Source organism: Candidatus Roizmanbacteria bacterium CG_4_9_14_0_2_um_filter_38_17 (assembly GCA_002788855.1).
Lineage (GTDB): Bacteria > Patescibacteriota > Microgenomatia.
Genome location: PFSB01000006.1, coordinates 146,806 through 171,339, shown reverse-complemented (window position 1 = coordinate 171,339; position 24,534 = coordinate 146,806). Strand labels below are relative to the sequence as shown.

Sequence of the window (24,534 nt, the reverse complement as noted above, 5' to 3'; positions counted from 1 at the left end):
TATTATATCATCAGTATCAACGTATCAACAACTCATCTTGGCGCTCTGACTGAAATACCGCCTGTGCCATTCCTAGCGAAATAAAGGTAACAACAACCGAAGACCCTCCAAATGAAACTAATGGCAATGTCACTCCCGTAATGGGAACAAGTCCCAAATTCATACCAATATTTACTACTGTCTGAATAAATAGTTGTATATAAATACCAATTAAAAATAAGCGGTTAAATATAGATTTGGAACCCATCGCGCAAACTAGTAGACGATAAAATAGAACTGCATATAAGCCCAATAATACAAAACTACCTATAAAACCCAGCTCCTCAGTTAATGATGCAAAAATAAAATCTGTATGACTTTCAGGTAAAAAACGCAGATGAGACTGAGTTCCTTGCCCTAGACCTTTACCTGAAAGCCCTCCTGAGCCGACAGCTATTAGCGCCTGCGTAGCATTATAGCCAATACCTTGTGGATCATAATCTGGCTGCACAAAAGACACAATTCGTGACTGCTGATAATCTTCAAGTGCAAACCACCCCAATGGCAACAGCAACATACCAATAAGCCCTAGGTATAATAGATAACGATATTTTACATACCCTGCAAACATAATAGTAAGGATCATAATTGAGTACAAAATAGCATCACCAAGATCTGGTTGCTTCATTACTATAAAAGCTGGAATAAAACCTAAAAAAAGATAAACAGCTACATTACGAAAGGTACGAAGCAAAAAAGTACTTGCAAATCCTGCAAGTGCAAATACCAGGGCCGGCTTCCCTAGTTCAGCTACTTGAATAGTGTATTTACCAATCACTATCCATCTATATGATCCTCGAATTGCAGGTTGACCAAAAACAGCTAGTAGTCCCACTACCAATAGTATTAGTACAACAGGCCATAGCATTTGGTATCTAACCAAGTTAAACTGTGATATCACTAAAAACAAGACTACTCCTATGCCAACAGATAATAAGTGACCTACTATTAAGTCTGGATTTACACTCCAGATAACAAATGAGCCCAATACGCTAAGAAGTACCGCTGGCAACAGAAGCTGTAGATCAACCTTGAATTTCATTAAAGAATTTTCAACTCTCCACCCTTAATCAACCTAGAAGTTAAGGTTTGTTTTTTAATTTCATCCTCGAACTCGACTGGCCAAGTAGGAAGCTGAACTTTAACTTCTTGATCTAATCTACAGCCCGCTGTTTTTCTAGCAGACTGGATACTACGTATTATTTCTCTAGCCTCCCCTTCTGCTTTAAGTGTGGGTGTTAATTTAGTATCCAATTTAACAGATAATTCTCCCCCATTTTTATTCCACTCAATCTCTTTTACATTAACTTCATCCATTATTAACTGCTCCATCTGTTTCTTGATGTCTCCTTTCGCTCTTAACTGTTTACCATTTACTGTTAACTTATTAAGCGGTTGTCTGACCTTAATCTGGCTTTCCTTACGCGCCGAATGTGTTTTCTCAACTATTTCTCGTACAATCATCATATCCTGCATTAGCTCTTCATTTATCTCTTTTTTATTTACTTTGGGCCAATCGGTTAAATGCACAGACTTATCCTCCGTTAAGTTGCGATAGATTTCTTCAGCTAGAAAGGGTGTAACAGGAGCAAGTGTCTTACTAAATTCAACTAAAACAGAGCGTAAGACCGACAGGTGGACTTTAATGTCTTCTCTTTTCCGGCTCCTTCTAACATACCAAGTTGAAAGATCATTAATAAAGCTCTTTAGCTCACGAACTACTATCGGAGTGAGGTATCCTTCTAATCCTTTGGTTACATTCTGTTTGGTTTCTTCCAGCCTGGACAAAATCCATTTATCCAATATAGCAACCCCAGTCTTCGTGTCACTATCTGGTTTGAATTTATGTAATTCAACGTTTATTAAAAAGTACCGATAAACATTCCAGAGAATAAAGATTGTTCCTTTCACTTGATTCCTATATAGCTCTTCAGAGATTAAAACATCCTCACCAAGCATGACATTACTTTCAAGAAGGTACAGTCTTAAAGCGTCTCCTCCATACTCAGTAATTAACTCTTTTGGATCGGGATAGTTACCATAGTTTTTGCTCATCTTCCTACCATCCGTGCCTAAAATTACACCTGTTACAACCACGTTGTTAAAAGCATGCTTTCCAAATAATGCATTAGAAAGCACATGAAGCACATAAAACCATGCTCTAATCTGACCAGTGTATTCAGCTACAAAGTCTGTAGGGAAAAAGTTATCAATATTCTGTGTTTTATCAAAGGGATAGTGGCGCTCGGCATATGGGGCTGAGCCTGCTTCGATCCAGCTATCCAATACCTCGGGTACTCGTTTTGCATCTTTTCCACATTTAGTACATTTGATTATTACATTATCGATTGCGGGTCGGTGTAAATCTGTTACCTTTTGTCCTGACAACTTCTCCAGCTCACTAATTGAACCTGGAACATATCGCTCGCTACACCCCGAGCACTCCCAGACAGGCACTGGAGAACCCCAATATCTGCTACGTGATATGCACCAGTCTGGCGCGGATTGCATACTTTTTAGAAATCGCCCATACTTAAAATGCGCTGGTACCCAGTTAATTTTTTCATTGGTTTTCTCCATTTGTGGTTTAAGTTTTTGCACATCCATATACCACGCATTTTGTGGAGAATAAAGAAGTCTTGTATGGCATCGCCAACACGTAGGAACTCTATGTGTTAAGGGATCCTCGCGGTAAACCAATCCGCGCTTGGCCAAGTCTGCATTTACAAGCGAATTAACCTTGAGGTAATACATACCTCCCCAGTTAGGTACATCGGGTTTTAGGTGACCTTCTTCATCTACATGCAAAGCAATCTGAATATTTTCAGCCTCCATCAATTTAAGGTCATCTTCCCCGTAGGCTGCAATCGTGACCACCCCAGTTCCCTCTTCAGCTGTAACAAAGTCCCCTGCAAAAATCTCAAAAGCTTTTTTACCTGGATCTATTCTATAAAAATCATAGTGGGGAACAAACCTAAGGCCTACTAACTTCTTCCCAGAAATTTTCTCCACAACTTCATATTTTTCCGCGGTTAGTATATTTTCAGCCGTCGTCTCAGCTAGTATGTAATATTCTTTCCCTTGTTTAACCTTAATATAAGTTAAATCTGGGTTAACAGCCAGAGCTAGCGTAACTAGTTTATTCCAGGGAGTAGTTGACCAAGCCAGGATATATGTGTCCTCCTCCTTAAGTTTATATTTATATACATTGGATGGCTCCGTCACGCTCTTATAATTTTCTGGATCCATGGCAACTTCAAAGTTAGATATAGGAGTAGAACAATGCGGACAAAATAATGAAACCCTAAGCCCCTTATAAATATAGCCTTTATCGTAGATATTTTTAAACACCCACATCACAGACTCCATATAATCTTTATCCATCGTACGATAAGCACCTTTAAGATCAGCCCAACGTCCAATATGATCTACATACCAGTCCCATTCTTCTGAAGTCTTACTAACATAGGCTTTGCATTCCTGTATAAATTTATCTATACCAACTATATTTTCAATGTCCTTCTTGCTCGTGAGGCCCAGCTTTTCCTCAACTTTATTTTCTGCTGGTAATCCATGGCAATCCCAACCCCATACTCTCCGTACCCTATAGCCCTTCATCGTCCAAAATCTTGGGAACATATCTTTAGCTACACTGGATAATAGACTGCCGTAGTGAGGTAGTCCCGTAATAAATGGAGGCCCATCAACAAAATTCCATTTTTTATTCTCAGGGCGAGAACTTATAGATTTTTCAAAAATCTTGTTATCTTTCCAGTATTTGAGTAGCTCATTCTCCAGCTTATTAAATTCCAGCTTTGAATCCACCTGCTTAAACATAAAAGTAATTATAGCAGAAGTAACCAAGCCTCTCATTTCCCCAACATATAAAGATCCGATCTTTATATATCCAAACTTTAGACCTCTAATTCAATCCTTTTGTAAGGTTAAGCCTTACATATTTTTTAACTTAGTAATAATCATTCAATCCAGAGCATATAAACTGTCCAAAATATAGAATTGACAAGACATTTATATAACGTAATATATGATTTTTCTCCTTTCTTTTAAAAAAATTATATGTGTTTAGTGCATCTATTAGCTTTTTATTACTCTTAAAGTAACTTGTGGTGATTCTAAGGTTTGGTAAGCTGTGTGCTTTCTTTTTCAAATCGTCACCAATACCTCCTTTTAATTCCAATAGAGATTCCAATATGCGTGCTCCTTTGAATAAATAACTTAACAATGGATCTATAGATCCACCTTCAGAACTTCTTAGAGCAATAAACAATTTATAACCACCAAATTCCAACAAGAAACCATATAAAGAAGTAATAATTGATCTATGTTTTATATCGTCATGAAATAAGAGAGATTTTATAAATGATTTAACAAAATTTTCTAGTTTTAGATCCAGACCTGAATCGACATTAAATTCCTCTATCCCATCCAAAATAACACTTCTAAGTTGCGCATTAAGAAGAACTCCAATTGAATTACTTTGAGGATTTAACAAAATAAAATCCAAAGCAGGCGCTGTTGTTTCAGAAGATAAATTTTGCATCTTAATTCTTCGTATATCTTCGCTTGCTGCAGCATCCATATAAAATAATGCCTTCTCAAAATCAAAAAACTGGAATGCAGTCCACCCAATAAAAAAATAAGGAGTTCCCTTGTGAATTTTATGATATTGCTTATTGTTATACTTATGTAGAAAATGTAAAAGCGATTCATATGCCCGAGCTCTTTCAAAAGGCTTATCAACTGTAAAAATATCATTTCCAACCCCATACTTTGCAAAAAATTTATCTCCTTTTCCTTCATCTAAAGCATCATACTCATCTACAAGAGCTGTACTTCCTGGATAATCTCTAAAATCTCTTAACTTCATAAACTTTTTAGAGTATTCAATCAGATGAAAGTTCATATCAGAAGTTAAATGTATTTTCCCCCGACTTTCGCGCTTTTTGAGTCTTTATACTTTTTTCCAGGCTAGGAGTAATGTAAATGTGGTCACTAATGGTATGTGTTTTTGATTGATACAATTATCTTGTGTCAACATTCATCAGAAAAGTAAAAACTAAAAGTGGTGCCACTGCTATTCAGATTGTGATCAAGATTGGTAGACAAGTAACTAAACTCATTCATGTGGGTAGTGCTCATGATCCAGAACGCTTACGTTTTCTCATCTCTGTAGCTAAAGCTAAAATTCACGAAGGTCAAATCTCTTTGTTTCCAGAACAAAGACCACCGGTAATCTTTCAGGAAAAAGCTTTCTCCCAGTATCTGTACGACCAGTTTTTATCAGTGTACCAATGGTTACACTTTGACCAGTTAACTGACGATGTCTTCGCTCAGCTCGTCATTGCTCGTCTGATTGAAACCACCCAGTCTTTTGGGTACAAAAAAGAAGATAAAGTGGAGAGACGGGTTATCTATCAGTATAAACAGAAACGAGCCCAGTTGGATCTGTCCAATATTGACAAACAGGTTGTTAAAGCAGAACGTATTGTCAATGGCCACGCCCCTCTAAAGAAAGCACCCTTTCTCACTCTAGCCAAAAAAAACCTATACTTAACCAAGAACTCATCAACGAACACCGACTGAGAGCCGGTATTAAAGGGTATGTCACCAATCTACCCACACTGCAGAAAGATCGCAAACACGGTGTCCTGCCACAGGAAATCATCAACGCCTACCACCAACTCTTTCAGGTTGAAAAGTCATTCCGTATGTCCAAATCAGACCTTAAAGCCAGACCTATTTTTCACCGCAAACTTGACTCAATTAAAGCTCATCTGACTATTGTCTTTGTTGCTCTGGCAATCGCAAGATTTGTTGAAGACAAAACCAATATATCAATCAGGAAATTTATCCAAAAACTTCGAGTGATTCAAACAGGAGTAGTAACTATTGAAGGCAAAAAATATCAGACACAACCAAGTATACCCAGCGATATCCAACAGCTTATTAGTAAATTAGGTGGTCACTAATTCGCGAAAGTCGGGTGCTATTAAAAACCCAGTTTTTAATAGCCCTGAAATACAACCTATTTTAAAATAAATAGCTAAAGATTAGAAGTAAAAAGGAGTATGTTCTCTTTGGAGCTCTATTTCAAACCTTTTGTAAGGCTAAGCCTTACTTACAAGCCAGCTCACTTAAGGTCCCATCTTCCACTAACATGTAAAGAACGACATTGTCTCGTTATCTGCGTTGGCGGAGGAAGGCAGGGATATCAAATTGCTCTTCTTCACTTAATTCTATCTCTGGTTTTTTCTTTTCATCATCATGAGCCACGCCATTTTTATCGTCTGTATCTTCTTCTTGATCCGCTCTAAGTGCGCCAGCTGTGGTTTTATTCTGGATTGAAGAAAAGTCATTCCTGGAAGTTGGCGCATACCGTGTTAATTTCTGCCTTGCTTCATCAAAGCCAGTGGCAATTACTGTAATTTTGATCTCATCTATAATTTCATCGTCTATTCTAGCTCCAAATATAATATCAGCATCTGCATCTACCGCATTAGCAATTATCTTAGCTGACTGATCCACCTCATTCATGGTCAGGTCTCGCCCACCTATAATGTTAAACAATACGCCCTTAGCACCATCAATGGATAGCTCAAGTAGCGGTGAAGAGATTGCCATCTTTGCGGCAGTTATAGCTCTATTTTCACCGCTTGAGGTACCAATACCCATAAGTGAAGAACCTGCATCTGTCATAATTGCCCGCACATCTGCGAAATCAACATTAATTAGTCCCGGAGTTGTAATAAGATCAGATATTCCTTGTACGCCCTGTGTCAATACTGAATCAGCTACACGAAATGAATCCAAGAGTGTCATTTTATTATCTACTACTTCTAACAGTCTTTGATTAGGAATAATGATCAAGGTATCCACATGTGCCTTAAGATTCTCTATTCCCTCCTCAGCATTAACCATTCTTCTTGTTCCCTCAAACATAAAGGGCTTAGTAACCACTGCTACCGTTAGCGCACCTTGCTTTTTGGCCTCTTCTGCAATAATTGGAGCTGCACCAGTTCCTGTGCCTCCTCCCATTCCTGCTGTGATAAATACCATGTCCGTACCAGCAACTTCCTCTGCTATGCGCTCTCGTGATTCCTCACCTGCTTTCTTACCTATCTCGGGATTTCCTCCTGCTCCCAGTCCACGTGTAGATTCTTCGCCTATACGAATTTTTGTGTCTGCCTTACAGGCTAATAATGCCTGTGCATCACAATTAACACCTACAAAATCTACCCCCTTAATAGAAGCAGCTATCATGTTGTTAATAGCGTTATTGCCACCACCACCAACACCTATTACTTTTATTTTGGCAAACTGAGCCTCATCTGGTTTTATATACATAGCACCAAAATTAAATTCTGCGATTACAATGTAACCGATAGTGTCGAAAAAGTCAACTGAAGATATTTAGGGCAAAAACGATTTGATCAGATTTATAGTTTTTCCGGCAACACCCTTGATTGAAACTTGCCTAAACATCGAGCTTAGACTGACCAATTTAAACATTGGTTCATCACCTTGAAACTCCGCACCATAATGAATTAACCCCACAGCAGTAGAATATTGAGGCTTATTTATTTCATCAACCAACCCCTTAACGTGCTCCGGTCTACCTACGCGCGCCGGCATCGCTAGTATATGTCTTGCAACATCCACAATATCTACCGTTTCAGCTCCACCTCCAGTGATTACAACACCAGCTGGCGTTTGTACACCAAATCCACTATTAGAAAGCTCTTCACCTACAAGATGAAATATTTCATTTAAACGTGGACGAATTATTCCTTCCACAACCGTTTTTTCTGAGATCTCCTTTAATCCTTCAGATAGCTGTAGCTTTGTAATATCTATCTTATTGGACTTAGAACCATGCTTGATTTCAGATTGTCTGTTTTTATCACTCAAGAAAATTTTTATCTTTTCAGCGCTCTCTAATGAAACTCTTAAGCCAATTGCTAAGTCATTGGTAACATGTCTAGCGCCAACTGGTACAACAGCTGAATAAGCTAATGATCCTTCAATCCAGATACAAAGATCAGTTGTTCCCGCACCAATATCCAGCATTACTACACCAAGTTCTTTTTCAGTATCTGTTAATGTACTGCTGGAAGAAGCCAACCCATTAAAGACTAACCCCTCAACATCTATGCCCACCTCTTCAACACATTTAGTTAAGTTTCTGATAGATGTTGCTCCACCAGTAACTAGATGTGTGTCTACCTCCAAACGTACACCTGTCATTCCTACTGGATCTTTTATACCTTCCTGAGAATCGACGGTAAACTGCCGTGGCAGTACATGTAAAATTGCCTGAGTAGAAGGTATGGATAGTGCTTTTGCTGCCTCAATAGCCCGCTCAATATCATCGTTGATAATCTCTTTATCTGGATTAGCAACAGCTACTACTCCTTGCGAATTGACCGATCCAATATGAGATCCACCGACTGAGATAAATGCATTTGTCACTTGGTACCCAGCCATGCGTTCTGCGCTCTCTAAACTAGATAACACACTTTTTGTAGCCTGCTCAATGTCTACTACCTGGCTTCTCTTGATACCTTTGCTTAAAACTGTGGAAACACCAATTATGCGTGGCTGCTCATCCTCAGAAACCGAAGCAATGAGGGTCGCAATTTTTTCACTACCAATATCTATTCCAACAATAACTCTGTCTTTAGCCATATTACATTTTTACCACTGCCCTGATATATCTCATATCTATCTCTTGTGGCAGCTTACCTTCTATTGTAAACCGATCTAGCAGGATTTGTAAAGATTGTAAGTAAGAATCAAGATCCTCTACAATAGGCAATATTACCACAAAATTCCGCTCAAAGACCATTAGTAGCTTGTCGTCTTGAATAATCACCTTTTTCAACTCTTCCAAAGCTGGGTATTTGGCTACTTTATCTACTAAAATTAGCGCTGCTCTCTCAGACTCTGAATCCATTTTGGAGCCTTTTTTTAAGCTCGCTTTACCAGTCACAATCAGCAATTTATCTTGCCCAGTGGCCTCTTTAATTACAACACCTCTCTCATCAGCGGAAAAAAACTGTGTTTCATCTTTATCTGCCAGCATGTATTTTTCCTCAATACCGGCTACATCAATATATATGTCACCATTTAGTTTTTTCGTGATCTTTACATTGGTCAGCTCAGGATCATACTCTTTCATCTGATCCATTAGCTGTTGCTTGGAAACACCTAGGACATTAAACTTTCCAAACTTAAAAAATGCTGGATTCAAATAGTTATTGGTAAAAACCCTACCCACTCTCTCGAACCCCCACAACAAGGAGACAATATATAATTCACCAGCAATAACAAACAATAATATAACAAAAGAAAGTAATTTAGTCCTACCCATTGGTTACAGCTATTAACTCCTTAACGACGTTATCTGCCGCAAACTCCAGCATCTTAAATACTGGAATATCACTTTTAGCCGCATTATTCTTTGCTATATTGTTGATTTCGTTATGTAATTTCTCTGGTGTAACTTCATCTTGCTTTAGATATGTACCCAGCTGTGTCTCTTTATAATATCTAGCATTTACTAACTGCTCAGGATTAATACTCTCGAGCAATGGAATTAATACGGCTTTTTTTTGCAAATACAAAAGCTCAGCCATAGTATTTATTCCAGCGCGTGAAATTACAATATCAGCAAGCTCAAGATATGTGCCAATTTTTTCTGTAGATATATGCTTATATAACTCATACTTATCACCTATCTCTTGTTTCATTTCTTTGCGTTTGTGATTAAGCGTAACGTAATCATCATAAGCACTAGAATCTCCCACTTGGTGCACAACTCTAAATACGCTCAACAAATCATCTAGCATGTTTCCAATAAGCTGATTAATAAAATGTGCCCCCTGGCTTCCACCCATCACTAGTATTAATGGCAACTTAGACTTATCCATCTGAGTTTTGGCATTAATTACGGATTTGCGAATAGGTAAACCAGTTACCAAGCTTTTCCAGCGAGGATCCACTAGCTTTGTTTCTTCCCACGACAACAGCACTCTATCTGCAATTCTGGCAATTAACCTATTTGCAAATCCCACTCCAAAAGTCTGCTCATGGGTGAGGATCTTAATTCCCAGAGTTTTCGCACCAAATGCTACAGGAACCGCCAAGTATCCACCAAAAGATAATACAACATCTGGTTTTATTCTCTTAAGAATAGCTAAGCTTTTAAAATACCCACGGGCAATTTTATATGAATTTAGTATTAACTTTAATTTATTTGCTCTATCAAATTTTCCCGTATCTAAATTAATAAAAGAAAGACCTCTTGTAGCTATCTCTTTATACTCAAATGACAAAGCTTTATCATCTGTTAAGGGGTTTTTAGTTCCTACAAAATATATCTTCCAGTCGGGATAGCTTGTTCTAATATGATCAATTACAGCCAGCGCTGGTCCTGGATGTCCTCCGGTAATAACTATTCTCATTTGCTTTGTTTACTAATGTTTAACAAAATTCCAATTCCTAAAAATGTAACCAATAAACTTGAACCACCATATGATAATAGCATCAACGGTACTCCGGTTAGTGGTAAGAGAGCAACAGTAGCTCCAAGGTTGATTATAGTCTGTATAGCAATCCAGCTGCCTATCCCAGCAGCAAGTAGCTGTCCAAAGCGAGTTGGTGAGTTCACAGCAACTTTAAATGCAACTACAATTAGTATCAAATATAGTAACAAAACTAAACTGGCGCCGATAAAACCGGTTTCTTCTCCCACAATTGAAAAGATAGAGTCCGTAGTCGCTTCGGGCAGATACGAAAATTTCTGCAACGATCTACCTAACCCTACTCCAAACCAGCCCCCACTACCAAAACCCAACAACAGCTGTTGAACATGATAAGACGCCCCAAGTGGATCAGAATCTGGCTTTAAGAATGTCATTATACGTTGGTAACGATAGGGTGACGTCAATGCCAAAAGCAGCACCAAAACCACACCTACTGGTATTAGTAAAACAAACTGGGCAAGTGGTGCGCCAGATAAAAAGTATAAAACCATCGCAATAGCACCAATAATAATTGCCGTACCCAAATCTGGCTCCAGCACTATCAAACCCAATACAACAAAAAGCAACAAACCAAACGACAATAATCGATTTTTTTCCTTATGTGTAAACCAAGCAGCAAGATAAATAACTAATACGAGCTTTGCCAACTCTGTAGGTTGAAAATTAAAAAAGCCCAGATTAATCCAGCGATGAGCTCCTGACGCTTTAAGGCCGATACCTGGTAAAAAAACCATAATTAAACTAAATATTACACCGCTCAATAAAAATACTGACATGCTGTAATATCTACGATAATCTATACGTGAAACTATAAACATGCTCACTAAACCTATACTCGCCCAGGTTCCTTGGTTTCGCAAAAAATGAAATTTATCGTCAAATGTTCGCAAAGCCGAGACGGCCGAAGCTTCAAATATCATCAGCAGTCCAAATGCAGCCAACACTATCGTAACTATAATGATAAGAAAAGACGTGGAATTGGGACGCTTACCAGATAGACGAGGTCCTACCTTGCGAAGTTTGTGTCTGGCTCTCTTTTTAATTTTTTGCATTAAGTGAGTTCACAATTTGGTTGAATCTATCTCCTCGATCAAATTCATTTTTAAACATCTCAAAAGAAGTAAATCCTGGACTAAATATTACATAATCTCCTTTGTTAGCTTTGTTAGATGCTGCAAAAACTGCTTTCTCAAGGTTATCATAGACAACAGCGTCCTGCCTGCCTAAGGCTTCAAGCAACTTACTGGTCCCTCCACCTTTAAGAAACACCACGTCTTTAATCTGTTTTTCACTCTGGAATAATTTTACGAGCTCATCAAGAGGTAAATTTTTATCCGCACCTCCAATAATTAATACAATCGACTTATTCATAAAGGCATTTAGTGCCGCAATAACAGATGTAGGGGTCGTGCTGGTTGTGTCATTTACATATGTCACTCCATTTATTTCAGCAATAATTTCCAGCCTATATGGGACTCCAGAAAACTGAGATAGGCTCGATAAAATATCCTTCTCACTTACACCTAGATATCTAGCAACTCCAAAAGCACAAGCCGCGTTTGCCATATTGTGCTCACCAGGTAACTGTAATTCAATTTTTTGCAGTAAATCTTTTTTGTTAAACAATCCCACCTTGCCCACTACTTTTTTTGAAAATTTACTTGTAAAACCATCTTCACTATTTAAGAACAATATATCGTTAGGCTTCTGGTAAGCAAAGATTGTTTGTTTATCATCCACATAGCTCTGCATATCAGTATATCTATTAAGATGGTCTGGATAAATATTAGTTATGACAGCAATATGAGGGCTAACCGCAAAATCGCAAAATCCCTGTAGCGCCCAGCTAGATAATTCTAATACCACAATAGATTTTTCATTCACTTCGTAGAGTAGATCAAGCGTAGATGTGCCATGAATATTTCCTCCCAGCAGCACATGCTTACCCACAGCTTGTAAAATAGAAGCAATCATATTACAGGTAGTTGTTTTACCTCTGGTACCTGTTACACCAATAATAGGAGCAGGGCTTAAAGTTACAAATAAGGCTGCGTCCATTACAACCGGAATATTTTGCTCTTTTGCGTATTGTACATATTCAGAATCTAAAGGAACCGCTGGGTTACGAATCACCAGATCCGCAGCATCTATCATTTCTTTACTATGTCCACCTAGCTTGAGCTCTACTCCCAAATCTTGTAGCTGCCTAAGTAAAGAGGGGTCGAGTTGTTCAGCTGACTTAAGATCAGTTGCTACAACTTTTGCACCAATATCTGCAAAAAAACGCGCGGAGCCAACTCCTCCACCCAATACCCCTATCCCTAAAACTAACACATTCTTACCTGAATATTTCTCACGCAAGGTTTCAACTGGATTAAGGTTTTGCATCTTCTGTACTACTATTTTAATCCAAACCCCCATCCTAAGCAAAGTTGTCAAACGCTGGACGTTTGACACTTTTCAGTAAGCAAGTGAAACAAAGCGAGGCTTTTTATGTAATAAATAGCATTGCTTTAAGTTAAGCGATTCTAAAACCAAACTATATACTAGAGCATAAAGCTCGGCTTTGAAGCTTCCGCTCTTTCCTATTAAAAACCCAGTTTTTAATAGGTTGTAAACAAGGCCTTAATAGAGCGACGCTCTATATAATTCTAATAATCCTGGGTGGAGAACCAGGTGATTAGTTCACCTTCTGGCATGAGGAATGCTCTATCTGGTTTTAATTCTTTTACAAATTCATCCACATGGCTAACTAATACAAGAGTTCCTTTATATTCCTTGAGAGCTTCGAGAACGATTCTTTGGCTCAGAGGATCAAGATAGGTAGTAGGTTCATCAAGAACTAAGAGATTATTATTATTCAGCATTATCATAGCCACAGACAATCTAGTTTTTTCACCTCCTGAGAGCGTCCCGACGCGCTGTTTTACATTATCTGCATCAAACATAAACCTCCCCAAAAAACTCCGAGCTTTCTGCTCATAGATACCACACTCCTCCATTACCGTATCCAACACTCTTTTGCTAAAATCAAAAGTTTCAAACTCTTGAGAATAGTAGCCAATTTGCACGTTTTCCTTGATCAAAACTGTACCTGTATCTGCTTTAATTTTATTCATAATAATTTTAATAAGTGTCGACTTACCTGCCCCGTTGTCTCCAGTTATTAATATTTTCTCTCCTCTATTTACATAAAAAGATAGGTCTTTAAGAACCTTATTATCACCATATGATTTATTGATACCCTTAACCATTATTGGTAACTCAGCAATTCTACTAGGTTCAGGTAAATCTAGCTTAAATTTTTTAATCGCAGTTGGCATTGCAGGAAGCGCAGATTTTTCTTGCCCAATACGTTTTATGTGTTGCATGCGAGCACGTACCCCTTTTTTTGACTTGTTCCTGTAGAGCTTAAGCAATGATTTTTCCATTTGTTCTATATGCTTCTCCTTTACTCTAACCTGTCTTTTAAAATGCTCTTCCTGTTCTTCTTTGAGTTTCATTGCTTTTTTATATGTTCCAGCATACGTCTCTATTTTTTTGCTTTGTATATTTAATATCAAGACCTTATCAATGTGCTCGTCCAGTAAATCAAGGTCATGGGACACGATCATCAGAGATTTAGGATATTGACTCAAGAAGTTCATCACGAATCTCTTACCAGCAGAATCCATAAAATTAACAGGTTCATCCAACAGCAGTAGGTCAGGCTCTTGAATTAAAGCTCGTGCAAGAGCTAGTTTTGTTTTTTGGCCTCCACTCAAGATCTTGGGCTTTGATAGTAGCGCTACATGATCTAATTCTAGTCCTGCTAATAGTTTTTTTAGCTCGAAATCGCTCTTCTGCTTTTCTGGATCAATATAGTCTCTTACTGATAAAGACTCTTCTAAACTAGGATCTTGCTTAACTTCCTGTGGAACATATCCGACAGTTCCAGTCGTCTCGATACTTCCAGCATCCAGCTCTAGTTTATTTGTAATAATGGAAAATAATGTTGATTTACCAGCCCCATTTGGACCAACCATGCCAACTTTTTGACCTTCAGTAATGATAAAACTAGTTTTATCAAAAACGAGCTCACTACCATACGAAAATGTTATATCCTTTGCGCGAATCATGAGCTTAGAGTATATATCAAAATAGGGTGAATCAATAAAATATTAAAACTTAAGTAAAGAAGGAGAGCCAGAGGCCGAACACTCCCAGCATAATTTGGACCAACCAAGCACGCATAACAATTTTAGGCTCTGCCCATCCTTTATTTTGAAGCAATAAATGAAATGGAGCTACTTCGAATAATTTCTTTCCACGAAAATATTTAGATAACATCTGAGCTAAGCTGGAGCTTACTTCTAGAACAAATATTAAACCAATTATTACCAGGGCTACTAACTTACCTAATAATAAGCCAATTACAGCTAATGTTGCTCCAAAAGCCATTGAACCCACATCACCCATCCAGATCCTAGCTGGAAATACATTAAAATACAAGAAAGCTACCAATCCCCCTACCCAGACGGCAATAAAAATTTCCAAAGGAGTATCTAAAACTGAAGCAGATATAACCCAGAAAATAATAAGTGCAATAAATAACAGCCCTCCTGCAAGCCCGTCTAGACCATCGGTAATATTATATGCATTGGTGAAAGCCACAATAACTAGTGTTGCAAACGGAATATATATCCAGCCTAGGTCTATTACCCCAATTAAGGGAATATTAATAATAGATATTGAAAGATTCTGGTAAAGCCAATATGAAATAATTGCAGCAAGAATAATTTGCAATAGAATCTTGTGCCTAAACCTAAGACCAAAAAAAGTATCCGCTAAGAACTTAAACATCTTTTTTATGTCATCATAAAGACCTAAGAGCCCAAACATGACAAATGTAAAAAAAATTACTTTAAGCTCAGATATGAGTGGATAGTCAGAAACTATAGGTACCCAGAATAGTTTCAAGCTAGACAAAATCACCAGAGTTAAAATGCAGGTTGTTATTATGAGTAAAAGCCCACCGCCAACTGGAGTACCCACTTTCATTTTGTGTAAACGATTAAATATTGGCGTTAATTTACCAAAAGTATCCAGCGTATCTTGTTTTTGCCGCTGCATCTGAATTTTATATAGAAGATTAATGAATGGGACAAACAATAATGCATTAATGCAAAAAGAAACTAGAAATATACCTAAGAATAATGCCATATATTAATTAAGTTTAGGAATAAAAAGCAACCACCCCACAATTGCCGCGCAAATTGAAGTTAAAAATACCATGCCAGCAGAGACATCCTTTGCAACTTTAGCATGTTTACTCCAGCGCAGGGTAATTAAGTCCGACAGCTCTTCAACCGCAGTATTCAGAATCTCTGCCATTAATACTAGCGTAATAGTTATTACAAGTATGGACAGTTCGAGATTAGACAATTTTAAGCTTATTCCTAAAACTATCGCGACAAAAGCTAATGCTATATGAATACGAAAGTTTGCATGCTCTCTAAGCACGTACCCTAAGCCTTCAATTGCATGGGTTACTGATTTTACAAATTTCATCTCTATAATTTCATCATACACCAAATAGTCGTCGTAAGAAAGTTGGACTACGCCAAGTACCAATTGTTTTGTATCCTCGTAAATGCTCAACAACTTGCTCATATAGATATGTTTTCCAGTACCCATGAGAAAGCATATAATCATATGTCTGTAGATAAACTTTCTGCTTTGACCCGAATCCACGTTTAAAAACTGTTAACCCAAACCATGGGTGCCCAACATCACTGATGTCTTCAATTCCACCCCAGAAATTAAAATATTCCAACCCACGCATTTTGCAACGTTTTATTGCCTCGTAAATCACTAAATATTGCGCTTGAGTTTTTAAGCCATCATAATTTGCAGCAGCATAATGATAAATACCCTGATTACCCCAGTAATTAATCACTGCTCCCGCAACCGGCTCTTTATTCAAGTAGACAATGATAAGATCCACAGCTTTGTTCTTATCAAACTCACTAACTTCTGTTTTTATCCCACTCCATTCCACAAAACCTTTTTTACGAGCCGTTTGACGGTATAGTTGACTAAATTCCTTAATAGATTTAGCTGAAATTTCATACCCTATCGTAAGGTTTTCGTTTGAAGCTGTTTTTTTAATCGATCCTCTAGTATTTTTGCGCATGCCCGCCAAGATTACTTCCAGCTCAGGTTTGAGATTCACCTCGTAGCATATCTGCGCATCAATATTGTCGTGCACAGGCGCTAGTCTGAATCCAACTTTCTTCAACAAAGTACTATATACACGGTCTATTAATGGACTTATTCTTATAAAAGAATAATTATCTTTGTAGATTTTTTTTAAAAAATCTATCAATACTACTAGATATCTACTGTTCCAACTACTAAGCACTGGACCATGTCTTAACATAATATAGTTACCACGCTTAGCTTGAACAAGTGTTATCTGAAAAACACCAACCAACCTGTCTTTTTCATAGATGCCGAGTCTATCTATTGTCTGACCATTGAGCTTACTCACTTCTCCCCACTCCCAGGACTGAAAAAAAGAGCGAGCAGCAACTGAGCTTATGAAGTTGTTCCAGGTTTTGTTACTAGTAACTGGTTTTATGTGGAGATTAGTCATTCACAATATCTCTAACTTTCTTTATTTCCCTAACAGTCAAACGCGCGTATGTTGGTAAATTTAGTATTCGTCCTGCAATATCTTCTGCCACTGGGCAACTACCTTTTTTGTATTTAAAATTACTCAAAGTTACACCAGCTGGATTAATCACACTATCATACCATGTACCAAGATAAATTCCTGCCCTTTGAGCTTTATTTAATATCTGTTCTCTATTTTTTACCAATACTGGATAGCGCAAATATACAGCTCCTTTTATTAAATTTTCTCCATAGTAACTGGCATTAAAGACCCGTCTTGCATCCATCGCATCTAGCTGTCTAAGCTGATGCATAATTAGCGGAACTAAAGCTGGAGAATACCTTCGAGGATAACTTTCTGGTTTACCTCCAGAATATTCCAATTCTTCATATGGTTTAGAAATAAGTTTAATTTTCTGCAATAAAACTAATAATATCTTTCCTACTTGAATCAAATACAGAGGAAGAATTACAGCCATAGCAACAGGGTGCAATAACTGCTGATATACCCAGTTAGAGGAAGGCTCTAGTATCTCTCTATATAACTCATCTAGATTGGCAAAATGTTTAAGATTATTAATTATTGCGGCACCACCACTAACACTAGAAACTATCTTATCTCTTCCAAAACTAAAAAAAGCCGCATCACCATATGTACCTACTTCTTTTTTACCCACAAATGCGCCAATACTTACCGCACAGTCTTCAATTAGAATAATTTTATGCTCTTGACATATTTTCTTAATTTTAGAAATAGCAGCAGGTATTCCAAAGGTATGTTGAACAATTACAACTTTAGTTTTAGAAGTAATTGATGACTCCAGTAAGTCAGGGTCAAGATTATATGTTTGTGGATCTATATCTATATAAACAGGTTTTGCTCCAATCCAGATAATTGGGTTAATAGCTCCAATACATGTAAAAGCCTGCACTATAACCTCGTCTTGTTTTGTTACACCCGCCGCTTTAAGCAGAAAATACAACGCAGACCGCCCAGAATTAAATAAATAGACTTGATCAGAGTTATACCGACTTGCAAACCATTTTTTTAGAATATGCAACTGCAAAGGATCTTTCCAGTGCCGTTTTAATATTAATGCCTCCAGAGCAATTATGACATCTGTCGCTTTCGTATTTGGAGAAAGTCCTGAAGATATTACTTTTAACATACTTAACTTTTGTAAGTGCTCAAAGCACCCGCGGTCTCCCTTCCTTCAAATAATATAACCTTTTTACCTTTAAAGTTGTTCTTTATGTAATCTTTCACTTGATTCTTATTCTTTACCACTACAACAACATCTTCTTTTACAGCTTTCATAACAGCTTCGTAGTTATTACCATTTGTTAAGATGATGGCATCACAAATTTTTGCCGCATACTTGACTATGTTCTTATGTACTAAAACGGAATCCTCTCCAAGTTCAGCTAATGGATTAAGCACTAATATTTTGGTATCAGAATAGAGTGATAAAAAGTCTAAAGCTGCAATTACACCATCAGGATTTGCGCTGTAGGTATCGTCAATCAATACTAAGCCACGTTTTTTAACTACATTAAGAGAATTAAGTGGCGGAGTAAGTTTTTTTATCTTAGTCTTTATCCTATTCCACGAAACACCTAGCTGCATAGCCACTGTTGCCGCTACAACAATGCCTTCCACGTTTGCTAACCCTAGAAGATCTGTATTTAATTTAGCTCTATTCTTTCCGATAACTAATTCAAATTTAGACCCAGAACTAGATAGCACAATTTTGTCCCCATAGGCATAGAGGCGTTTATCCGTTCCGCATAACACCGTTTTTAAACTGTCTTTTTTGGCTTTTTTTGCAAGCCTCCGCATAGAACGACTATCTACCTTAAGAACCGCAACGCCCTCATCATTAAGACCTGTCACCAAACTATATTTTGTTTGAATTATTTCCTGTCTAGATTTAAACAGCGCTAGATGTTGCTGATTTACTCCTGTTATCACAGCCACACTCAGCTTATCTGCTAACATATTTGTAATACGCACCACCTGGTTCCGACCATGGTGTTTGTCAGCCGCTGCTTCAACTATAAGTAGCTCAGTTTTGTCACTGACTTCTTGCAAAATAAGCTTTGCAATACCCACTGGCTTGTTTATATTCTTAGAAGTTTTAACTACATTGAACTCATCTTTAACCAACTGGTACAAAAACTCCTTAGTTGTAGATTTTCCATAACTTCCGGTAATTCCCACTACGCGAATTCTTTTAAATCTAACCATTTTCTCCATGGCAAAATACTCCAACAATGCATCCCTAATTCGAGTTGGGATGCTTAGTAACCCAATCTGCGCAGCAACGGATACAGCAAGCAGCTTATCCATAAATGGCATAAGATCTAAAGCAAAACGTGGAGATGAGGACAATATCAGAATAAACTGAAAAAGTAATGTTATTAATATGATCAGCACAACTTTGACTGTAAACTTAGGAAGAGGCAAAGAACCTGACATAAACTCGCCTAGATTTCGCCATGCTTCCACAATAAATAAAACCCCAAAACTCCAGATAGCCAAGCTAGCTATAATATTAAACTCCCCTATTAAAGCAAAGATAAATAGAGCTAATAAAACAAATTTAATCTTTGCCATGGGACCAAAAACAATTCTTTTGCCAACACTCGTCTTTAGATAAACCTTAAGCATGTCTAGACGATATTCATTGTTTTGCCACAAAAATATGTGGTAAAGAGTATTTCGTATAGTACGAATTACAAATGCTGCTAGAACAATATATGACAATATATTTATCATTATTTATCAGTATTAAACGCATCAATAAACCTAAGCGGGTTTGCCCAGATAACATCGTGACTAGATCCGGGTATCACCACAAGTTTTGATCCCTTAATCATTTTTTGCATCACTTTAGCTACATTTACAGGAACTGCCTCATCATGCTCACCCCAGACGAGAGTAACTGGAAGCTTTAATTTTGACATAGATTTTACTAGATCAGCTCTAATAATATTTTTAAAAGTTTGTCTCATAACTCCATCTGTATGGTAGTAATCACTGGATTTCGCTAGTCTATATAAGCCTCTTCTTGCACTGTCCTTGAATAACTCTAGGACAGGTAAGTTAAAAATCATATTACCAATTTTCGCTAACACCAAAAACATCTTAATTTTAGTTGATGACACAGGGATCACACCTGGAGTACCAGTTAGGACCAGCTTATTTATAAGCTCGGGGTTTTTAGCAACTAATTTGATCCCCACTCTTCCTCCGAAAGAATGACCAATTAAAGTAAATCTTCGTAGTTTATTCGTAGACAAATACCCTAATACGTACTCAACATAGTCATCAAGTGTAAATGGATTCTTAGGTAACTTCGCAACCCCATTACCTGGCATATCCGGAATATATACTCTATACCCAAGCTTCCTAAGTTCTTTGACTAGTGGATTATATCTCTGGGAGCTAAGTTTCCAGCCATGTAGTATTACAATAGTTTTGCCCTTGTTCATAATCTTATAGCCTGATTATAACAAGAAATGGCTATATTTAAGCATTAATTAGCCTAAAGACATTATTACCTTGGCAAGTTTGTCAGGATCGTGCCGAATTAAACTTCTCTTTAGTTTATCAGCTGCTGGTTTCTGAATCTTCTCATCCGCCAACATATCTGCATGCACAATTCTATATCCATTCTCTTTTAGATTATCAACGTTAAGAATTTCTTGCTCCTTTTCGTATATCTTCAATGTGTCATCGTCGGGCCTAGCATTATTAACTAATACATAGTCCAATACGCCTTTACCAAGGTATTGCTCAAGATCTGACACGTGATCTTGCCCAGTGTAACTTGTTGTCTGACCATATTTTGTCATTAGATTTAAGGCATACACAACTTTTGCCTTAGTTGATGATAAAGCATCAACCACGCCATCAACTAATAAATTAACTAATAAACTTGTGTAAAGATCACCCGGACCAATTAGAACTAGATCTGCTTCCTGAATCGCTGCCACTACAGCCTCATTAATTGGAGCAGTTGGTTTAAGATACGCTCTTTTAATTTTAGATCTCTTTTTATTTGACTCTAGTTCATCAATATATGTTTCTCCTTCAATCACTTGCCCATCTTCTAACTCCACACAGAGATCAGATTTTGAATAGGTAACAGGAAGTACTTGGCCTTTAATTTGCAAAAGCTCTGAAGCCAATTTTAATGCTTCAGAAAAGTCACCGGTCATTTTCTCAAGAGCTGAAATAAACAAGTTGCCAAAGTTATGACCACTTAGGTCTCCATTATCAAAACGGTAAGTAAACAGTTTTCGCCAAACTTCATCGGATTCTGATAAAGCCACGAGAGCTTGGCGAATATCCCCAGGAGGTAGTACCCCAAGTTGATCACGGAGACGCCCAGTACTCCCACCAGAGTCCATCATTGTTACCACTGCAGTTAGTGACACATCATATTCACGCAACCCCGTTAAGGCCACATAAGTGCCCGTTCCTCCACCAATAACAACGATCTTCTTCGCCATAATATTTAAGTATACCTTATTATTTAACCGTAACAGATTTAGCTAGGTTACGAGGTTTATCTGGATCAAGTCCTAGCTTAACTGCTAAATAATACGAGAGCAACTGCGCAACCATCACATTAGGAATAATGGTTGCCTCAGCTGCGTCTTTTACCTCAATATAATAATCAAATACTTCATGATCCTTATGTGACACTCCAATAATATAACCACCACGCGCTTTCATCTCCATTGCGCCTGCAAGATTTGCGCCATATGTTTCATCATTCGGGGCATATACCATACAAGGTGTTCCTTTTTCGATTAATGCTATGACCCCATGTTTTAGCTCCCCGGCGGCAAATCCCTCCGCATGGATATATGAAATTTCCTTTATCTTTAGTGCTGCTTCCAAACTCGCTGGGTATGATAAACCCCTGCCAACTATATACATATGATCTTTTTTATACAATTTGTTTGCTAACTTTTTAATTTTTCTTGTAGTGCTTTCATTCAAAACATCCCTCGCAGATACTTCTGCTTTTTTAAGAACTGCTGTTCCTTCCAAGTTTTTACCCTCCAGTATATATGAAAGCAACACAAGATGAGCAAGCTTGGAAACAAATACTTTCGTTGAGGCTACTCCTTTTTCAGGGCCAGCCCCTATTAACATTTTATGGTCAGCCTCTCTGTAAAGAGTAGACCCCATTACATTAACCAGAGCACCAATTTTTGCATTTCTTGTTTTAGCTTTTTTTACTGCTTCAAGGATATCCATCGTCTCTCCGGATTGGGATAAAGCCAATACGAAGCTTTTATCTGTTAGAAAATCTAATTGGTAGCCAAATTCACTCCCTACTGCCCAGTTCACATGTCTTTTAGCTATTTTTGAAAACAGATAAGAACCAGCTAGACAGGCATATGCAGCAGTACCACACCCAACTAAATAAGTACCATATGATTTTTTAATCACTTTAGCTAACTGTATTGCCTGCTCAATATCTTCTTTAAGAATACGAGAAATAATATCTGGTTGCTCATTTATCTCTTTAAGCATAAAGTATTTGTACTTTCCTAAATCAGCAGCTTCTACACTCCAATCTAATTTTATCTTCTTAAAACCCTTTTGCTTGCCAGTTTCTGCATTAAACAGCAGTACCTCTTTTTTGCCTACATGCACAAGTTCATTATCCTTAAGGTAATAAACTGTTCTAGTATGAGCACTAAGCGCCACTGCATCGCTAGCTAAATAGTTTCCGTCCTGACCGAACCCAACTACTACGGGTGAACCATTTTTAATAGCCACAAAACCTTCTTCACCAACCTCCAGAGCAATTACAGCATTTAGTCCACTAAAATCCAAAAAAGCCTTCCGTACAGCTTCTAATAATGCATTAGTCATCCTGTATTCTTCTATCAGATGTACTGCTACCTCAGAGTCTGTATCAGATACAAATACATGATTTTGGCTCTGTAGCTTACTACGTAGCTTATCGTAATTTTCAATGATGCCATTATGAATTACTGCAATTTTTTTATCACAGGATAAATGCGGATGAGCATTCTTTTCTGTTACCCCACCATGAGTCGCCCAGCGTGTATGTCCAATTCCGGTAGATGCATCTGGTAAGTTGCCAATCGTAGCATTACCAATCTTACCTATTTTTTTTCTTACAGAGATTACATCGCTAGGACCCGGGACTGCCACACCCCAGCTATCATATCCACGATACTCAAGTTTTTTAAGCCCCTCAAGGACTATATCCGCTGCATTATTATTTTTTCCAGTATATCCAAATATCCCACACATAGTCAGTCAGTTAATATATTGACAATTAATAACAAAGACCAAGCATAGTTCGGCACATATGCAATGTCAACAGTTTTTGTCAACATTTTATTGACAAGTGTTATATAATTACCCAATGGATTCACAATTTAGTCTGCTGGGTATATCTAGTAAGGAATATATTGTTTACAAATCACTCCTAAAGCTTGGCCCTGTCTCCATCCGGGAGCTAGCTGCAGATACTAAAATCAATAGGGGAACTACTCACGAAATACTAAGAGAACTCGTAAAAAAAGGCCTCGTATGCTTTCAGATGAGTGGACAGCGAAAACGTTATCTAGCTGAATCTCCTAAAAAACTAACAAATCTTGCTAAAGAAAAAGAAACCAGGATTAAACAGCTAATTTCATCCCTTAGTACAAAAGTCATACCAGAACTTGAGGCATCTAAAATTACTGGATCAAGTCCCACGGTTAAATATTATGAGGGAGAAGAAGGTATCGAAAAAGTACTCCTAGATATTCTCCACTCTGTTGAGAATACTAAAGATAAAACATATTATGCTTACTCAGCTTTGCCAATCAGAAAATACCTCTATCAACAATTTCCTAATTTTACTAAACAAAGAATTACCAAAGGTATCCAGGTAAATGTAATTGCCTTAGGAAAAGGTGGAGAAGAAGTGCAGTTAGCACAGCGAAAATGGATACAAAACTCCAGCTCCAACTCCTCAAGCTATATCATCATCTATACAGATAAATATGCCATCATCTCTATCACCGAAGATGAACTACCATATGCAGTTATCATTGAAGAACCCGGACTAGTCCAAACCCAGAAAATAATCTTCCAATCCCTCTGGTCCCTCCTCCCCTAACGCGAAACAAGGCAAGGCCTTACATGAAATGGAAGACCTTGCCTTAAGTTGAGCGTTAAATGAAAAAAGGTGCCGTTTCCCAATTGAGTAGAAAATTTGCATATATATTT

Annotated in this window: 21 protein-coding genes; 3 read left to right on the top strand and 18 right to left on the bottom strand. The window is 37.7% G+C overall.

The window, feature by feature from the left end; genetic code table 11:
* Positions 1–16 precede the first annotated feature (16 nt).
* The 3 genes from CO050_01515 to CO050_01505 form a co-directional block, all read right to left on the bottom strand.
* Complete coding sequence (locus CO050_01515; GenBank protein ID PJC32157.1) at positions 17–1,081, bottom strand: hypothetical protein; 1,065 nt, start codon at positions 1,079–1,081, stop codon at positions 17–19.
* On the bottom strand, positions 1,081–3,912 hold the full coding sequence (locus tag CO050_01510; protein ID PJC32156.1) for an isoleucine--tRNA ligase: 2,832 nt from the start codon (positions 3,910–3,912) through the stop codon (positions 1,081–1,083). The genes CO050_01515 and CO050_01510 overlap by 1 nt, the downstream gene beginning before the upstream one ends.
* A 94-nt stretch (positions 3,913–4,006) precedes the next feature.
* Entirely contained in the window at positions 4,007–4,963 is a 957-nt protein-coding gene (locus tag CO050_01505) for a hypothetical protein (GenBank protein PJC32155.1), read from the bottom strand.
* A 125-nt stretch (positions 4,964–5,088) separates the two neighbouring features.
* Here CO050_01505 and CO050_01500 point away from each other — a divergent pair, with 125 nt between their 5' ends.
* Positions 5,089–5,643: a hypothetical protein gene (locus tag CO050_01500; GenBank protein ID PJC32154.1), complete on the top strand. Its 555-nt coding sequence runs from the start codon at positions 5,089–5,091 to the stop codon at positions 5,641–5,643.
* A 125-nt stretch (positions 5,644–5,768) separates the two neighbouring features.
* Entirely contained in the window at positions 5,769–6,029 is a 261-nt protein-coding gene (locus CO050_01495) for a hypothetical protein (GenBank protein ID PJC32153.1), read from the top strand.
* Positions 6,030–6,240: 211 nt separating this feature from the next.
* Here the strand turns inward: CO050_01495 and CO050_01490 are convergent, their stop codons facing one another.
* The 15 genes from CO050_01490 to glmS form a co-directional block, all read right to left on the bottom strand.
* Positions 6,241–7,404 (bottom strand): cell division protein FtsZ, encoded by a 1,164-nt coding sequence (locus CO050_01490; GenBank protein PJC32152.1) that lies wholly within the window; start codon positions 7,402–7,404, stop codon positions 6,241–6,243.
* Between the two features lie 66 nt (positions 7,405–7,470).
* Entirely contained in the window at positions 7,471–8,745 is a 1,275-nt protein-coding gene (ftsA, locus tag CO050_01485) for a cell division protein FtsA (GenBank protein ID PJC32151.1), read from the bottom strand.
* Position 8,746: 1 nt separating this feature from the next.
* Positions 8,747–9,430 (bottom strand): hypothetical protein, encoded by a 684-nt coding sequence (locus CO050_01480; protein ID PJC32150.1) that lies wholly within the window; start codon positions 9,428–9,430, stop codon positions 8,747–8,749.
* The gene (locus tag CO050_01475) at positions 9,423–10,523 is read right to left on the bottom strand and encodes a hypothetical protein (GenBank protein ID PJC32149.1); all 1,101 of its coding nucleotides are present in this window, start codon (positions 10,521–10,523) and stop codon (positions 9,423–9,425) included. Before CO050_01475 ends, CO050_01480 begins: the two co-directional genes overlap by 8 nt.
* A complete protein-coding gene (gene ftsW / locus CO050_01470; protein PJC32148.1) occupies positions 10,520–11,656 on the bottom strand; it encodes a putative lipid II flippase FtsW in 1,137 nt (378 codons plus the stop codon). Before ftsW ends, CO050_01475 begins: the two co-directional genes overlap by 4 nt.
* Positions 11,643–13,025, bottom strand: a complete 1,383-nt coding sequence (murD, locus tag CO050_01465; protein ID PJC32147.1) for a UDP-N-acetylmuramoyl-L-alanine--D-glutamate ligase — start codon at positions 13,023–13,025, stop codon at positions 11,643–11,645. Before murD ends, ftsW begins: the two co-directional genes overlap by 14 nt.
* A gap of 230 nt (positions 13,026–13,255) precedes the next feature.
* Positions 13,256–14,722: a hypothetical protein gene (locus tag CO050_01460; protein ID PJC32146.1), complete on the bottom strand. Its 1,467-nt coding sequence runs from the start codon at positions 14,720–14,722 to the stop codon at positions 13,256–13,258.
* 49 nt (positions 14,723–14,771) lie between these two features.
* Positions 14,772–15,806: a hypothetical protein gene (locus CO050_01455; protein ID PJC32145.1), complete on the bottom strand. Its 1,035-nt coding sequence runs from the start codon at positions 15,804–15,806 to the stop codon at positions 14,772–14,774.
* Between the two features lie 3 nt (positions 15,807–15,809).
* Entirely contained in the window at positions 15,810–16,298 is a 489-nt protein-coding gene (locus CO050_01450; protein PJC32144.1) for a hypothetical protein, read from the bottom strand.
* The gene (locus CO050_01445; GenBank protein PJC32143.1) at positions 16,168–17,241 is read right to left on the bottom strand and encodes a hypothetical protein; all 1,074 of its coding nucleotides are present in this window, start codon (positions 17,239–17,241) and stop codon (positions 16,168–16,170) included. The genes CO050_01450 and CO050_01445 overlap by 131 nt, the downstream gene beginning before the upstream one ends.
* Positions 17,234–18,430 carry a hypothetical protein gene (locus CO050_01440; GenBank protein ID PJC32142.1) on the bottom strand — a complete coding sequence of 399 codons (1,197 nt, stop codon included), beginning with the start codon at positions 18,428–18,430 and terminating at the stop codon, positions 17,234–17,236. Before CO050_01440 ends, CO050_01445 begins: the two co-directional genes overlap by 8 nt.
* A gap of 2 nt (positions 18,431–18,432) precedes the next feature.
* A complete protein-coding gene (locus tag CO050_01435) occupies positions 18,433–20,040 on the bottom strand; it encodes a hypothetical protein (protein PJC32141.1) in 1,608 nt (535 codons plus the stop codon).
* Positions 20,040–20,756, bottom strand: coding sequence for a hypothetical protein (locus tag CO050_01430; protein ID PJC32140.1), 717 nt, complete (start codon positions 20,754–20,756; stop codon positions 20,040–20,042). Before CO050_01430 ends, CO050_01435 begins: the two co-directional genes overlap by 1 nt.
* Positions 20,757–20,804: 48 nt before the next feature.
* Complete coding sequence (locus CO050_01425) at positions 20,805–21,779, bottom strand: hypothetical protein (protein ID PJC32139.1); 975 nt, start codon at positions 21,777–21,779, stop codon at positions 20,805–20,807.
* Between the two features lie 19 nt (positions 21,780–21,798).
* Positions 21,799–23,568, bottom strand: coding sequence for a glutamine--fructose-6-phosphate transaminase (isomerizing) (gene glmS / locus CO050_01420; protein ID PJC32138.1), 1,770 nt, complete (start codon positions 23,566–23,568; stop codon positions 21,799–21,801).
* A gap of 115 nt (positions 23,569–23,683) precedes the next feature.
* On the opposite strand from glmS, the gene CO050_01415 reads away from it, so the two are divergent.
* Complete coding sequence (locus CO050_01415; GenBank protein PJC32137.1) at positions 23,684–24,424, top strand: transcriptional regulator; 741 nt, start codon at positions 23,684–23,686, stop codon at positions 24,422–24,424.
* The last annotated feature ends 110 nt before the right edge of the window (positions 24,425–24,534 follow it).

Excerpts from the sequence above, each read along its gene's own strand:
- CO050_01515 (PJC32157.1), bottom strand. The coding sequence starts at position 1,081 with ATGAAATTCAAGGTTGATCTACAGCTTCTGTTGCCAGCGGTACTTCTT.
- CO050_01510 (PJC32156.1), bottom strand. The coding sequence starts at position 3,912 with ATGAGAGGCTTGGTTACTTCTGCTATAATTACTTTTATGTTTAAGCAG.
- CO050_01505 (PJC32155.1), bottom strand. The coding sequence starts at position 4,963 with ATGAACTTTCATCTGATTGAATACTCTAAAAAGTTTATGAAGTTAAGA.
- CO050_01495 (PJC32153.1), top strand. The coding sequence starts at position 5,769 with ATGTCCAAATCAGACCTTAAAGCCAGACCTATTTTTCACCGCAAACTT.
- CO050_01490 (PJC32152.1), bottom strand. The coding sequence starts at position 7,404 with ATGTATATAAAACCAGATGAGGCTCAGTTTGCCAAAATAAAAGTAATA.
- ftsA (PJC32151.1), bottom strand. The coding sequence starts at position 8,745 with ATGGCTAAAGACAGAGTTATTGTTGGAATAGATATTGGTAGTGAAAAA.
- CO050_01480 (PJC32150.1), bottom strand. The coding sequence starts at position 9,430 with ATGGGTAGGACTAAATTACTTTCTTTTGTTATATTATTGTTTGTTATT.
- CO050_01475 (PJC32149.1), bottom strand. The coding sequence starts at position 10,523 with ATGAGAATAGTTATTACCGGAGGACATCCAGGACCAGCGCTGGCTGTA.
- ftsW (PJC32148.1), bottom strand. The coding sequence starts at position 11,656 with ATGCAAAAAATTAAAAAGAGAGCCAGACACAAACTTCGCAAGGTAGGA.
- murD (PJC32147.1), bottom strand. The coding sequence starts at position 13,025 with ATGGGGGTTTGGATTAAAATAGTAGTACAGAAGATGCAAAACCTTAAT.
- CO050_01460 (PJC32146.1), bottom strand. The coding sequence starts at position 14,722 with ATGATTCGCGCAAAGGATATAACATTTTCGTATGGTAGTGAGCTCGTT.
- CO050_01455 (PJC32145.1), bottom strand. The coding sequence starts at position 15,806 with ATGGCATTATTCTTAGGTATATTTCTAGTTTCTTTTTGCATTAATGCA.
- CO050_01450 (PJC32144.1), bottom strand. The coding sequence starts at position 16,298 with ATGATTATATGCTTTCTCATGGGTACTGGAAAACATATCTATATGAGC.
- CO050_01445 (PJC32143.1), bottom strand. The coding sequence starts at position 17,241 with ATGACTAATCTCCACATAAAACCAGTTACTAGTAACAAAACCTGGAAC.
- CO050_01440 (PJC32142.1), bottom strand. The coding sequence starts at position 18,430 with ATGTTAAAAGTAATATCTTCAGGACTTTCTCCAAATACGAAAGCGACA.
- CO050_01435 (PJC32141.1), bottom strand. The coding sequence starts at position 20,040 with ATGATAAATATATTGTCATATATTGTTCTAGCAGCATTTGTAATTCGT.
- CO050_01430 (PJC32140.1), bottom strand. The coding sequence starts at position 20,756 with ATGAACAAGGGCAAAACTATTGTAATACTACATGGCTGGAAACTTAGC.
- CO050_01425 (PJC32139.1), bottom strand. The coding sequence starts at position 21,779 with ATGGCGAAGAAGATCGTTGTTATTGGTGGAGGAACGGGCACTTATGTG.
- glmS (PJC32138.1), bottom strand. The coding sequence starts at position 23,568 with ATGTGTGGGATATTTGGATATACTGGAAAAAATAATAATGCAGCGGAT.
- CO050_01415 (PJC32137.1), top strand. The coding sequence starts at position 23,684 with ATGGATTCACAATTTAGTCTGCTGGGTATATCTAGTAAGGAATATATT.